This window comes from Pseudoalteromonas undina, from assembly GCF_000238275.3.
GTDB classification, from domain to species: Bacteria; Pseudomonadota; Gammaproteobacteria; order Enterobacterales; family Alteromonadaceae; genus Pseudoalteromonas; species Pseudoalteromonas undina.
Genome location: NZ_AHCF03000003.1, coordinates 152,049 through 166,733, shown reverse-complemented (window position 1 = coordinate 166,733; position 14,685 = coordinate 152,049). Strand labels below are relative to the sequence as shown.

Below are 14,685 nucleotides of genomic sequence, written 5' to 3'. Positions count from 1 at the left end.
AAACTGAATAAAACATTAACATGATGACGCCTTGTGACCTTTTAGTGTAATTTTACTTCGCTAATATAGTTTAATGCTTGCGCAGTACCAGAGCTTCACGTAATACGTGAAAATACCGCCTTACTGGTTATTGCCCGCAGCAGCACTAGGCCGGTAGCTGTGTTATCGCACATTGATGTAGAAAAAATAACTATTAAAAAAGGAATGTTCATGCCTGCGACAAAAAAAAGTAATCGCAAAGAGCAAATACTGCAAGCACTCGCACAAATGTTAGAAACCAGCCCTGGCCAGCGTATTACAACTGCCAAACTTGCCGCAGAAGTTGGCGTATCTGAAGCCGCTCTTTATCGCCACTTTCCGAGCAAAGCGCGGATGTTTGAAGGATTAATTGAGTTTATTGAAGATACCCTGCTATCACGTATTAATCTTATTTTAGATAACGAAAAAGAAAGCAAAGCACGCGTATATAATACCTTATTACTGTTGCTAACGTTTGCTGAGAAAAACCCTGGCATTACTCGTATATTAACAGGCGACGCTCTACAAGGAGAACAAGAGCGACTTCGTGAGCGTGTACAGGGCTTATTTGAAAAACTAGAAACCCAATTTAAACAAATTCTTAGAGAGCGTAAGCTACGTGAAGGTAAAAACTTCCAAAGCGATGAGTTAACCCTAGCTAACTTTTTGCTTGCCTACGTTGAAGGTAAAATGAATCAGTTTGTGCGCAGTAATTTTAGTGCTCGCCCAAGTGAGCAATTTGAAAAACAATGGCCAGAACTTCAAAAAATTTGGTTATAAGGTTTTAGGTTTTAGGTTTTAGGTTTTAGGTAATCTTGCCAGCAAGGTTATTAAATTATTCTCCTATCATCAATTCCACATAAACTCTGTGTTCTTTTTATAAATTATATTTAAAAATTAATTTGAACACAGAGCAAAAAGTAAAAAATTGAAAACCACAATTAAACTTTTACTTCCCTAACTTTTTACCGATGCCAAACACCTCGCATCCCGTGGCCCGAAAATTTAACCTTTTACCATTCATTTTTCCCCTCTCATCTCTGCCTTGCTACCGCTTATCGTATCTACTCGAATTGTTATTAAAACTCGTTACAATAAAATAATGTTAAAAAACGAGAATCTATAATGAAAACACAACTCACTCTTATAGGCTGTGCACTTATTACCAGCTTAACGAGCGCCAGTGCCTTAGCAAATAAGCCATTAGAATTTAAAGATGTATTTGATTTTAAATCTGCAAAAGGCACACAGCTTTCTGAAAATGGTCAAATCCTCTCTTTAAGTGCAACTCCTTATCGTGGCAATGCCACTGGGCAAGTCTACTCGCTAAATAACAACAAGCTTATTGCTGAGGTAGAGCGAGGCACTCGCCCTACAATTAACAAAATGGCGAACTGGGTCGTATTCACCCAAGTGCCTACCCTACTTGAAAAAGAGACCACTAAGAAAAAAAGTGATTTAAAAAACAATCTAGTATTAGTGAATACCCAAACCGGTGAGCAACAACGCTTTAATGACGTAAAAGATTACGTACTCGCTAATAACGGCCAATGGCTTGCCTATCGTAAAAATGAGAGCACCGACGCGGATGATAAAAACTCCGATAAAGATAGCGCTATCACAGCTGATAAAAAAGATAAAAGCTACCCACTGGTTGTCGTCAACTTAAGCGATAAACGCACCCACACTCTTGAAAGTGCTTTCACCTATGATATTAGCGCCACCAGCGATCAATTATTAGTGAGCCAAAGCTATGTGGATGGTAATAATAATCAAATTACTTTATTTTCACTCAATGATTTTACCAGCACAGCATTAATTGACGAGCCTGGTGTGGTTGCCAACAAAATAGCTTGGCATCCAATCAATAAGAGTGTTGCATTTACTTTAGGTAACTATGTAAACGATGATAAGCGTCGCCGCCAATACGAATTAACGCTTTGGCAGAACGAAACGCTTACCACTGTGCAGTCACCTAACCCAGAATGGTTAATGGGTAAAACTGCAACATTAACGTGGGCCGAAGATGGTACACGCCTATACTTTGAAAACCGCCCAAAACTTGCTGCAAAAGTTAAGAAAAAAGAATATACCGATGAGTCGTCCCTGTATAACTTTGAGGTTATTCGCGACCAAAAAGGGTTAAATGTATGGCACAACAACGATGCACAAATTAAACCTCGCGAAGAGCAGCAGTGGCATAAAAACAATAAAAACAGACATTACACGGCGGTATACCATGTAAACTCGCAACAAGTTGTACAGTTAAGCACACCAAATATGCCAGAGCTGGCACTTAATACTGAACGCGCGGATTCATTATTAGGCTACTCAAATCTAGCCCATCTTGAAAAAATAATGTATGGCGGCTTTTTTGCTGACTACTTTGCGGTTGATATAAAAACGGGTAAACAAACACCTATTATTAACGACTATCCATTTAGACCTAGCCTTGCGCCTAATGGTCAGTTTGCTGCTTACTTTGATAACAACCAAGTACAGCTTAAAAACTTAGGCAATAACAAAGTGAGCGTACTCAGCAAAGCAATTAACGCTACCTTTGCCGATGACAAACACGATTACCCATCTAAGCAGCCTGGCTATGGCTTTGCTGGCTGGCTTAACGATAGCAGCGAAATACTGGTTTATAGTAAATATGATATTTGGTCGTTTAATGTAAATACCAAACAAGCCAAACGCTTAACTAATGGTAAACAAAGTAATACTCAGTACAGAGTAATCAAGCTTGATAAAAACCAAGTGGGCTTTAACAGCAATGATACTCTTTTGCTCTCTGCAATTAACTTACAAAGTAAGCAAAGTGAGGTGGCTAAACTTAATTTAACAACGCTTAACGTTACTAAAGTACTCACAGGTAATAAGCGTTTTGATGTAATTAAAAAAGCCAAAAATGCCGATAAATACTTATTTACTGAGCAAACCTATCAGCAATTCCCTGATATTTACCAAACTGACTTTAGCTTTAATAAGCCACAAAAGGTCACGAACTTAAATCCACAAGTTAATAACTTCGCGTGGGGCCAAGAACCTGAACTTATTAGCTATAAAGGCTTTGATGGAGAAGATTTACAAGGGGTATTAATCAAACCTGCCGGCTATAAAAAAGGCGATAAAGTACCGGTTGTGGTGTACTTTTACCGCTATATGAGCCAGCGTATGTACGATTTCCCTAAAATGGAATTAAATCATCGTCCTAACTTCCCAATGTTTACATCAAATGGCTACGCCATCTTTTTACCTGATATTCGCTTTGAAATAGGTCACCCAGGTAAGTCTTCAACTCAAACCATGATCAACGCCACCCAAAAGCTGATTGATTTAGGCATTGCCGATGCTAATAAAATAGGGCTACAAGGCCACTCATGGGCGGGTTATCAAAGCGCGTTTATGATCACTGAAACTGATATGTTTAAAGCTGTAGTTTCGGGGGCGCCAGTGTCTAACATGACCAGCGCCTACAGTGGCATTCGCTTAAAGTCAGGGCTTGCTCGCCAATTTCAATATGAAACAGGGCAAAGTCGCATTGGTAAAAACTTATTTGAAGCCCCTGAGCTTTATATTGAGAACTCACCAGTCTTTTTTGCGGATAAAGTAAATACCCCGATTCTGATTATGTTTGGTGATAAAGATGATGCTGTGCCATGGCATGAAGGCGTGCAATATTACTTAGCACTGCGCCGTGCGGGTAAAGATGCTACATTTTTACAATATGAAGGTGAACCGCATCACTTAAAGCAATTCCCTAATCAGGTAGATTTCTCAGTACGTATGATGCAGTACTTTGATCATTACTTAAAAGGCAAGCCAGCCGCTAAGTGGATGAACGAAGGTGAAGCGTTTATCGAAGAGTAACTAATAAACCGGCGCTATTTGGCGTCGGTTTAACATTTAAAACCAGTAATTAAAGACTATGTAAAATTTTAAATAAATACTAAATCACTATTAAAACTGACTTTTATATTCAGTTCGCGTATTCTAATCTCCTGATTTAAATAACCTCTATAACGAAATGAGCAACGCCACTCCCCCATTTTCAATCTCAGCCAGCATGACTCACAGCATTGCAAATATTAGTGAAGCTTTAGGTAAAATCAGTGCCTTATATTCGCCAGCAACTATTGAGCACTATAAGCAACAAAAACTCACCTCTATACAAATGAAAAACTCTGAATTTCAATTTACAGTATCTGACCTATCAAGCCCAGATAGCTTATTAGCTCTGCATCGCAGCTTAATGAAAGATCAAAGTGAAAAGTCAGGCCGTTATAGGGAGCAAGGTCTAGCGTTAAAAAATGGCTTACAAATGGCACCACAGGCAATTCGAGTGCCAAAAATGGTAGAAGAATTATTTGCGTGGTTTAATACAACTAACCACCACCCTCTAATCAGTAGTGCAGTATGCCATTATGAATTACAGTTTATTCAACCGGTTGCACAGGGTAATACTGAGTTAGCGTGTGTGTGGCAAACCCAACAATTATCACAATGGCATACGCTGTTTTCATTGCTAAACATTCATAACTTAATAGCGGCAACACGCCAACGATACTTTGAAAGCATTAACCTAAGTACCAAAACCGGTGACTCATCCGTGTTTATTGAGTACATGTTAGAGACATTACTTTCAGCATTAGATATTTTAGAAAGTGATTTAAAATCAATAACAAAAAGCCAAACCCCACAACACCCCCCTCAAGTTAAAAACACTATACACTTAGACATACAAGCCCCCCAAGTCATCGCTTTAATAAATGTATTTAACCAAAGCGAAAAACCATTAAACCGACAAGAGCTACAAAACCAGCTAGGGTTAAAAGATCGAAAACATTTTAGAGAGCGCTATTTAAAACCTGCAATTGATGCAGGCATAATCGAAATGACTATTCCCGAAAAACCGAATAGTAAAATGCAGCAATATAGACTTAAAAGTTAGAAATAAAAAATGCCACTTAAGAGCTTAAGTGGCAGGTTTAATAAGCCGCGCTGAGCGACTTTTTACGCGTATTGCCCAGCGGCAAATCCACAGCTCCACGCGTATTGGAAATTATAGCCTCCTAGCCAACCCGTTACATCGGTCACTTCACCAATAAAGTATAAACCTTTGGCTTTTTTAGCCTCAAATGTTTTTGAGCTTAGCTCATCGGTATCTACACCACCTAAAGTCACTTCTGCGGTTCTGTAACCTTCGGTACCATTTGGCTTAATTTGCCAAGCATGAATATAATCCGCGAGTGCATCTATTTGGCCATGCGTTAGCTGGTTAATATTGCAATCAGGAATAGCTTTACTGTCATAGAGTATTTCAACAAAACGCTTAGGTAAGATAGTAGCAAGGCTATTTTTTAACGATTTTTGCGCTTGCGTTTCTCGCCAATCGGCTAGCTGTTGCTTTAAATCTAGTTCAGGTAATAAATTGATCGTCACCGCCTGACCTGCTCGCCAAAATGAGCTTATTTGTAATATGGCAGGCCCGGATAAGCCGCGGTGAGTAAATAAAATATTCTCTTTAAATACAGTGCCATCTTCGCTTGCAACTTCACAAGAAATACTAATACCCGAAAGCCCTTCAAAACGCTCTTTATCGTGCTGATGTAAGGTAAAGGGAACTAGAGCGGCCATCGTCGGCAATACCTTTAAACCAAATTGCTCTGCAATTTTATAACCTATTGGCGTCGCGCCAAGTTTAGGCATAGTTAAACCGCCAGATGCGACAACTAACGACTCACAGGTCAGTGTTTCTTGCTCAGTTGTGACACTGTAACCTGTTGCTGTTTTAGCTACATTTAACACTTCGCTGCGTAGTTTAATTGTAACACCCGCCCACTCACACTCTGTTAGTAAAATATCAACAATGTCTTGTGCGCTATTGTCACAGAATAATTGTCCCAATGTTTTATGGTGATACGCCAAACCATGTCGGTCTACAAGCTCTACAAAGTCATGCTGGGTATAACGACTTAAGCACGACTTTACAAAATGGGGATTAGTGCATAAATAGTTATTAGGGCTCGCATTTTCGTTAGTAAAGTTACAACGCCCGCCGCCACTAATTAAAATTTTACGTCCTGGCTTTTTACCCATATCAAGCACTGTAACACTTCGGCCGCGATATCCTGCTTGCGCTGCACACATTAAACCTGCAGCTCCGGCACCGATCACTATCACATCAAGGTGAGTCATTTGGTCATCTCTTAAAAACTTTGGTGAATTATAACAAAGTTTCGGTAACAACAAGATAGCTGTTATATTGTTTTTAATTTATCAATAAAGATTAAATAATGATAAAAAGCACCAAATAAATCTAATACATTAGGATCGTCAACATAATAAAAACAAATACAAAACGACTGAAAGCTTACTGAATTCACGGTTATAACTAAATGAAATAGGCACATACGTATTTAATATTTCAAAATAGTTAACAGATCATTTACCTTTGTACCCGCTTTGTGGCTTTCCACAAATAATAATAAAACTAAGGGTAATTATGACTTCTAATGATTCATTTAAAAAATGCGCTGTTGCGCTAACAATAAGTACACTATTTGCAGCCAGCTCAAGCATGGCAAATCCAGAACAAGCAATCTCACCTTCTATGGCTGAAACCTCAGCTAAAATGCAAAATCAAGGTGGGTTTGAAACTCAGTTCATTATCAAATATAAAAATAATAGCGATATGATGAACGTATCAACAACTGAAGCATCGCCTGCAATGATGAATAAAAAAGCGCAAAGCTTTGTAAAAAACTTCACCTCAAAAAAAGGTAAAGTTAAAGCTAAATATATCCGCGCAATGGCATTGAATGATCATCACGTAATGCGTGCCGACAAAAAGCTTAATGCTGAAGAAGCACAACAGTTTATGCAAGAAATGGTCAATTCAGGCAATGTTGAATACATTGAAGTCGATCAAATGTTAAAACCATTTGCAACACCAAACGACCCTCGTTATGGCGACCAATGGCATTACTATGAGCAAGCCGGTGGCCTAAATCTACCAACAGCCTGGGATACTGCTACAGGTAGCGGCGTGGTTGTAGCTGTTCTTGATACTGGTTACCGTCCGCACGCTGATTTAAACGCCAATATTTTACCTGGCTACGATATGATCTCTAATCTATCAGTCGCTAATGATGGCAATGGCCGTGATAACGATGCTCGCGATCCAGGGGATGCTGTTGCAGCCGGAGAATGTGGTAACAACGGTGCACAAGGTTCTAGCTGGCACGGTACTCACGTAGCAGGAACTGTTGCTGCGGTAACTAATAACGGTGAAGGTGTTGCTGGTGTTGCTTACGACGCGAAAGTAGTGCCTGTACGTGTGTTAGGTAAATGTGGCGGTTTAACCTCTGATATTGCTGATGGTATTATTTGGGCTTCAGGTGGAAATGTGTCGGGTACATCGGCAAATGCTAACCCTGCTGATGTTATAAACATGAGCTTAGGTGGTGCAGGTGCATGTAGCTCAACGACTCAAAATGCTATTAATACAGCACGCAATAACGGTACTGTTGTTGTTATTGCCGCAGGTAACGATAACGATAATTCTGCAAACTACAACCCAGGTAACTGTAGTGGTGTTGTTAACGTTGCATCAGTTGGCCGTAACGGTGGCCGCGCATATTACTCAAATTATGGTAGTAATATTGATGTAGCAGCCCCAGGTGGCGCGCAAAGCTTTGCAAATGATTCTGAGGGTGTTTTATCTACTTACAACTCAGGTTCAACAACACCATCAAGCGACAGCTATGGTTTTTCGCAAGGTACATCAATGGCTGCACCTCATGTTGCGGGTGTTGCTGCATTGATCAAACAAGCTAAACCAAATGCGACTCCTGATGAAATTGAAAACATCTTAAAAACAACCACTCGCTCATTCTCTGCAACATGTACTAGCTGTGGCACAGGTATTGTGGATGCTGCAGCCGCTGTTGCCGCAGCATCAGGTGGCACACCACCGCCAACATCAGGTGATAATGAGCTTGTTGATGGACAAGTGAAAACGGGATTAAGTGGTGCAGCAAGTGCACAAGACTTTTACACTATGACAGTCCCAAGCGGTGCCACTAATGTTACTTTCACTATGAGCGGTGGTACAGGTGATGCTGACTTGTATGTACGTGCTGGTAGCAAACCAACTACCTCTACATACGACTGTCGCCCTTATAAAGGCGGTAACAGTGAAGAGTGCTCTATTGATAACCCAACCCCAGGTACTTATCATATAATGTTAAATGGTTATTCTGCCTACACTGGTGTTAGCTTAGTCGGTAACATTACAGGTGGTTCAACCGGTGGTGGTTCAGGTACACCTCAAGCAGGTGGTGGCACAGTGTCTGATGTTACTGCAAATGCAGGTCAGTGGAAACATTACACGCTAGATGTGCCAGCTGGCATGGCTAGCTTTACAGTAACAACGTCTGGCGGCACCGGTGATGCAGATTTATTTGTAAAATTTGGCAGTCAACCAACTAGCTCAAGCTATGATTGTCGTCCTTATAAAAATGGTAACGCTGAAACATGTACATTTAGTAACCCTCAAGCGGGAACATGGCATCTAAGCGTAAATGCGTATCAAACCTTTTCTGGTTTAACGCTAAGCGGTCAATACCAGCCGTAAACTACTTTCTCCTTAGATAAAAAAAGCCGATACATATGTATCGGCTTTTATTCAATACCTAAAACAGCTTAGTTATAGCTTGGCTAAAACGGCTTCAGCACTACTTATTACAAATTCTTTTTCTTGTTCTACAAGTAATTCGCTAACAACACCATTATCTACAACCATAGCGTAGCGCTTAGAACGCAAACCACCAAAGCCAGCAGTATCTTTTTCAAGCTCTAAGGCACGAGTAAAACTGGCATCGCCGTCTGCAAGCATATCTATATGTTCTGCATTTTGTGACTCGCCCCATGCTTTCATAACAAATGCATCATTTACCGATACACAATAAATAGCGTTAATACCCTTAGCCTTGAATTTATCAGCTAGCGCGATATAACCAGGCAAATGAGCATTGGAACAAGTAGGCGTAAAAGCACCCGGCACTGCAAATAATACAACTTTTTTATCTGCGAATAATTCATTATTAGTGAGCGTTTGCATACCTTCATCACTAAGCTGAGATAAACTTACTGCAGGTATTGTTTGACCTTGCTCTATCATATTAATTCCTTAGGATAATTACATAGTCTTTTAGCATACAGATTAATATTTAATTCGTCTTCGATTAATCGCTGTTGTTATCTAAACCTAGACCTTCTTTAATAGATGTCATTTGCAACTCTAACTGCGAGCCTATATCAGCAACTAATTCACTCGACTCACTTACTTGGCTTTTCATATCATGCATCGATAGAGTAAAGCCTTGGAGCAACTCATTTTGCTGTTTAGCCAGCTCCATTGCATCAATCGCAACTTTATTAGCCTGCTGCGCATTGCCTGCGACTCCTTCAGAGTTTGCTTTAAGCTCTTGAGCATTTGCGGTTTGTAATTGTGCATCCTCAGTTAGTGCATTGATTTGTTTATAAACCACTTGAGAGTTTTCACTTAGTAGCGCCAACTGATCATTGATCTCTTTTAACGAACCTTGGGTTTGCATTGCTAATTGCCTTACCTCATCGGCAACTACGGCAAAACCTCGACCTTGCTCACCGGCTCTTGCTGATTCTATCGCAGCGTTGAGCGCGAGTAAGTTTGTTTGCTCAGCGATGGTACGTATAACCGTAATAATATTACTCACTCCTTGCACCCCACTCAGTAATTCCTGAACACTATGCATCCCCTGCTCAATACGTTGCTGTGTATCAGAACTGGCATTAAGCATACTTTTAGCAAAACCAACACTTTGCTGCATTGCCTCATAAGTACTTTGGGCATTTTCAGCAGCCTGAGCGTTAATATGATTAACCTGCTCACCAAGTTGCTGAATATTAAGAAGCAGTTCTTCATTGTGATTTACCTGCTGATAACTCGTATTACTTTTTTGCCCAATAGTATGTAAATGCTCACTCATTTGCTGCATAAACTGACTGACTACATTGAGCATATTCGCTCTTTCTTGCGCTTCTAAACGCTGGCGCTCAATTAGCTGGTTAAAATACTGTGCTATTTCTCCTACCTCTGTTTTAGGATTATTCACTGTAATATTTTTTAACTCATTACTTTCTATTAAAAATGCAAACCCATCTCGCAGTTGTCGTAAAGGCTGTAAAACCTGTCTGCGCTGTACCCAATAGACACTAAAAGCTAATATTACTAATCCGCCTATTGCTATTCCAAACACCCAAAACACTTGTCGTTTCACGTTATCTTGCTGTGCTTTTAATGTTTGCTCTGCCTCAATCACTGTTTTTGATACTAAACTAATTTGTTCACGTAACTCATTCGTTCCAGAATCACGTTGTTTTGATTGCGATAAAGTACTGCTTAAATCGCGCAAATAACGTTTAGGCCAACTCACCAACTCCGCTTTTATTTCAGCTGCCAAATCTTCCGGTTCCTCATCTACAAATAAAGCAAACTCATCAACCTCAGTCATTACCCCTAAGTTCGGTAACTGCTCAATATTTATAGCTAGTAAATTTAGGGTTTTTATACTTTGTTGCAGGTTTTTCTCTACCTCAGGTTGGTAATCATTGATCAACTGGTAAGTCGATAAAGATAAATTAACCACTTCACTGTAATAATCACTCGCTAATTTATAATAATTAAGAGCGTTACTGGTTTGCATTGGTGCTTTTTGCGCATAATTAATGAGTGAAGAGGCTGAGCCGGCCATTTGTCTAAGCGCGTTATCTAACAGCGCAGTTTCATTGCCAGATAGTTTTCCAAGTGCTCTGTATTTACCATTAATATCTGTATTTAATGAAGTTAATTGTGCAGCTAAACGAATTTCTAATTCAGGAGGCAGCACCGTTAACTGTTGCGCTTTAAGCTGCTCAATCAAGGTCGATGATTGTTTTAGGTATTGGCTATTACCTTGTACTAAATAACTTTCCAAATGATCGGCAAGCTCGACCATTATGCTATTTTTTAATTGGCTATATGCGCTATCTTGTTGCTGAAGTTTAAGTAATGTATGGCTTGCCCATAACAAGGTAGCGGCTAAAAGGATACTTGCTAACGTTAATAAAATGGCTAGTAAACGGGTAAAAAATGATACACGCATAAATATATCTCAAAACTGACATACACATAGAGTATTGAGTTTTTATGACATTTTTATGTAATAAGAGTAATAAGGATAAATACTCAGGGGGGAACTAGACTTAAAGGTAGTTAAACAGGGTGTAAAATGACAATTTATCTAAGTAAAAAAACCGCGTTTAAACGTGGTTTTTTTTATTAATTAAGCTTTTATTTAAAGGCCTGCGCGGTCTTTAATAATAGGGATTAAAGGTGATCCAGCATGATTTGCCTCAGCCCAAGCAATATCGGCACCATCTTCAAGTGAGCTCTTTGATAAGTTTTTAACAATGTACTCGCCTGTATCAACTGCATTACTTGCAACAGCGTGACGCAATAAGTTATTACCATTACAGAAAACTGCATCATAGATATTACGAACTTTCACACGTGAACTTTTTAATTTGCTACGCAGACGGTTTTTATCATCACCAGCAATGTATTCACAGACTGAAACAGCTAACTGATCATTAGCGCTTGCAGGCGCAGTATAAGCAAACGAACCCGCTGCAATAGCAGCAATTACAACTAGCTTCGGTAATTTAATCATTGATTGGACACCCTATATTAATACTTTTTTCGTACTCGACTGTTTAATATTGTACCAACACGCTCAGATTTTGGCAATAATGTTAAGAGATTTTATTCAAAGTTACGAACTTATAACTATATTTATTTTTATCATCAGGAGCTATCAACATTTCATCTTCAATTTGCCAACTTGCAACATTTTGGTAATCAGGAAACTGTGTATCCCCTTCTACATCTAAGTCAATAAAGGTTAAATACAACCGATGTGCTTGCCCTAAGAACTGCTGGTAAATGTTTCCACCGCCAATAATCATCACCTCTGCAACATCATTAACAAGCTCAAGTGCAGCCTCAGGCGTGGTTACTGTTTCAATTCCCGCTGCTTTATATTTAGTGTTGCGAGTAATAATAATATTGCGACGCCCAGGCAGCGGCCTACCTATCGACTCAAATGTTTTACGCCCCATAATAACGGGCTTACCAGAGGTTACTTTTTTAAAGTGCTGAAGATCGCCAGGTAAGTGCCATGGCATTTTATTATCTAAACCAATGACACGGTTGTTTGCCATTGCTGCAATCATTGAAATTATCACACTAAACACCTAATTCTTTATTATTAAAAAATAAAAAAGGAGCGTTAGCTCCTTTTAAACATATACAATTATCATTAACGCTCGTAGACAACTTCTACGTCGTAATCATCTTCATCCCAATCATCCCAGTCATCATCATCGCCTTTAGTGGCTTTTTGATGGTAGGTATCCCATTTAAATTCAACCTCTTCGTCTGCAACTTCAACAAACTTTTCTTTAGGCATGTTATCAAGTAGCATCATGATGTCGTGAATTAATGGCTGAGTATTCAATTTATTAATTGCAGCAATACTATAAATATTTTCAGACTCACCTAACTCTTCTGCAATTTGCTCACATAAGGCCTTGGCTTCATCTTCTGGCAATAAGTCAATTTTATTAAATACTAACCAGCGAGGCTTTTCAGCAAGCTTAGGGCTGTACTGATGTAGCTCGTTAATGATTGCAAAAGCATTATCAACAGGATTTGAACCATCAACTGGCATAACATCAATAATGTGCAATAACACACGACAGCGTTCTAAATGCTTTAAGAAACGAATACCTAAGCCTGCACCATCCGATGCACCTTCAATCAAGCCAGGAATATCGGCAATGACAAATGATTTATTTGCTTCAGGACGAACAACACCTAAGTTAGGGATAAGCGTAGTAAATGGATAATCTGCTACTTTAGGTTTTGCAGCCGATACGCTGCGAATAAAGGTCGATTTACCGGCATTTGGTAAACCCAGTAAACCTACATCAGCGAGCAGCATTAGCTCTAACTTAAGGTTACGTACTTCACCAGGTGTTCCGAGTGTTTTTTGACGTGGGGCACGATTGGTACTTGATTTAAAACGCGCATTCCCCAAGCCATGGAAACCGCCTTTTGCAACCACAATTCGTTGACCATCTTGGGTTAAATCCCCTAATGATTCTTGTGTATCAACATCAATGATACGTGTGCCTACCGGTACTTTTACAATCAGATCTTCACCTTTTTTACCAGTACAGTTACGGCTTTGACCGTTAGTACCGCGTTCTGCTCTATGAAAACGCTCGAATTGATAGTCAATAAGGGTATTTAAGTTTTCATCAGCTTGTAGATAAACACTACCACCGTCTCCACCGTCACCGCCATCAGGTCCACCATCTGGAACATATTTCTCACGACGAAAAGACACGATGCCGCTGCCACCGTCACCAGCTTCTGCGCGAATTTCTACTTCATCTACAAACTTCATGATTACTCACTTTAGGGATTGGCTTGTTAATAACTCTATTATATACCTAAGTGGCCTATAGAGCACACTGAGCATAAAAACACTTGGGTATATATTTAGAGCTGCTTAAAACAAAAAACCCCGCAAAGGCGGGGTTTTTTAACTACCTTACTGATTACTCAGCTACGATAGTTACGTATTTACGGTTTAAAGGACCTTTTTGTTCAAACTGAACTTTACCATCTGCTTTTGCGAAGATAGTGTGGTCTTTACCGATACCTACGTTTGCGCCAGCATGAAAACGAGTTCCACGTTGACGAACAATGATGCTACCCGCTAGAACTGATTCGCCACCAAAACGCTTAACACCTAGGCGTTTGCTTTCTGAATCGCGACCGTTACGAGTACTACCAGCTGCTTTTTTATGTGCCATTTCTAAGTACCTCTAATTAAGCGCTAATGCCAGTGATTTTAACTTCTGTGAACCATTGACGATGGCCCATTTGCTTACGAGAATGCTTACGGCGTCTAAATTTAACAACCTTAATCTTCTCACCGCGACCGTGTGAAACAACCTCAGCTGTTACTTTACCACCGTTTACGAACGGTACACCAATCTCGATCTTCTCACCATCAGCAACTAAAAGTACTGAATCAAATTCAACTGCTGCACCAGTTTCAACGTCTAATTTCTCAAGACGAATTGTTTGACCTTCAGTCACACGGTGCTGTTTACCACCACTTTGGAAAACCGCGTACATAATTAACTCCGTCTGTGCGCCCTCAAATCGACGCAACTAAAATATTCTTCAATAGGGCGCGAAGTTTACGCTAATGCGAAAAAACTAGCAAGCCTCTTTTTGTAATTAAATGAATAAAAAGTAGCTGCATTGAGAGCAATTCAATATTTCCCCTATTTTATATTAAAATCCCCCTTTGCCAAGCGCTTTTTAACGGTTAGAGAAAATAAATTAGCAATCGCAAAGCAAGCCCACGCAGTTCAATTAACCGTCAAGGATGATTCAAATTTAAACCGCGCTGTTTAATCATTTATTCACCAAGTTAATAGGTCATTTAACCTACTTAAGGGTGTTTTTTTAAGGAATCATCACAAAATATCGAGCTAATG

At 39.6% G+C, this 14,685-nt stretch carries 12 protein-coding genes; 4 read left to right on the top strand and 8 right to left on the bottom strand.

Annotated features, from left to right (window positions below):
- The first annotated feature begins 210 nt into the window (after window positions 1-210).
- The 3 genes from slmA (at window position 211) to PUND_RS04325 (ending at window position 4,972) form a co-directional block, all read left to right on the top strand.
- The gene (gene slmA, locus PUND_RS04335) at window positions 211-798 is read left to right on the top strand and encodes a nucleoid occlusion factor SlmA (protein ID WP_008113236.1); all 588 of its coding nucleotides are present in this window, start codon (window positions 211-213) and stop codon (window positions 796-798) included.
- A gap of 345 nt (window positions 799-1,143) precedes the next feature.
- On the top strand, window positions 1,144-3,891 hold the full coding sequence (locus PUND_RS04330) for a S9 family peptidase (RefSeq protein WP_010391642.1): 2,748 nt from the start codon (window positions 1,144-1,146) through the stop codon (window positions 3,889-3,891).
- Between the two features lie 157 nt (window positions 3,892-4,048).
- Window positions 4,049-4,972, top strand: coding sequence for a Fic family protein (locus PUND_RS04325; protein ID WP_010391643.1), 924 nt, complete (start codon window positions 4,049-4,051; stop codon window positions 4,970-4,972).
- A gap of 62 nt (window positions 4,973-5,034) precedes the next feature.
- On the opposite strand, the gene PUND_RS04320 is transcribed toward PUND_RS04325, so the two are convergent.
- Complete coding sequence (locus PUND_RS04320; protein WP_010391644.1) at window positions 5,035-6,219, bottom strand: BaiN/RdsA family NAD(P)/FAD-dependent oxidoreductase; 1,185 nt, start codon at window positions 6,217-6,219, stop codon at window positions 5,035-5,037.
- A gap of 307 nt (window positions 6,220-6,526) precedes the next feature.
- Here PUND_RS04320 and PUND_RS04315 point away from each other — a divergent pair, with 307 nt between their 5' ends.
- Entirely contained in the window at window positions 6,527-8,659 is a 2,133-nt protein-coding gene (locus tag PUND_RS04315) for a S8 family peptidase (RefSeq protein ID WP_010391645.1), read from the top strand.
- A gap of 72 nt (window positions 8,660-8,731) precedes the next feature.
- On the opposite strand, the gene PUND_RS04310 is transcribed toward PUND_RS04315, so the two are convergent.
- From PUND_RS04310 to rplU, 7 genes are all read right to left on the bottom strand, one after another.
- On the bottom strand, window positions 8,732-9,205 hold the full coding sequence (locus PUND_RS04310; RefSeq protein ID WP_010391647.1) for a peroxiredoxin: 474 nt from the start codon (window positions 9,203-9,205) through the stop codon (window positions 8,732-8,734).
- A 64-nt stretch (window positions 9,206-9,269) separates the two neighbouring features.
- Window positions 9,270-11,210 carry a methyl-accepting chemotaxis protein gene (locus PUND_RS04305; protein ID WP_010391648.1) on the bottom strand — a complete coding sequence of 647 codons (1,941 nt, stop codon included), beginning with the start codon at window positions 11,208-11,210 and terminating at the stop codon, window positions 9,270-9,272.
- Between the two features lie 192 nt (window positions 11,211-11,402).
- Window positions 11,403-11,777, bottom strand: a complete 375-nt coding sequence (locus tag PUND_RS04300) for a DUF3718 domain-containing protein (protein WP_010391650.1) — start codon at window positions 11,775-11,777, stop codon at window positions 11,403-11,405.
- A gap of 82 nt (window positions 11,778-11,859) precedes the next feature.
- On the bottom strand, window positions 11,860-12,351 hold the full coding sequence (folA, locus tag PUND_RS04295; protein ID WP_010391651.1) for a type 3 dihydrofolate reductase: 492 nt from the start codon (window positions 12,349-12,351) through the stop codon (window positions 11,860-11,862).
- A gap of 74 nt (window positions 12,352-12,425) precedes the next feature.
- A complete protein-coding gene (cgtA, locus tag PUND_RS04290; protein WP_010391652.1) occupies window positions 12,426-13,577 on the bottom strand; it encodes an Obg family GTPase CgtA in 1,152 nt (383 codons plus the stop codon).
- Window positions 13,578-13,731: 154 nt separating this feature from the next.
- On the bottom strand, window positions 13,732-13,989 hold the full coding sequence (gene rpmA / locus PUND_RS04285) for a 50S ribosomal protein L27 (RefSeq protein WP_004587922.1): 258 nt from the start codon (window positions 13,987-13,989) through the stop codon (window positions 13,732-13,734).
- A 16-nt stretch (window positions 13,990-14,005) separates the two neighbouring features.
- Window positions 14,006-14,317: a 50S ribosomal protein L21 gene (gene rplU / locus PUND_RS04280; protein WP_004587921.1), complete on the bottom strand. Its 312-nt coding sequence runs from the start codon at window positions 14,315-14,317 to the stop codon at window positions 14,006-14,008.
- Window positions 14,318-14,685: the final 368 nt, after the last annotated feature.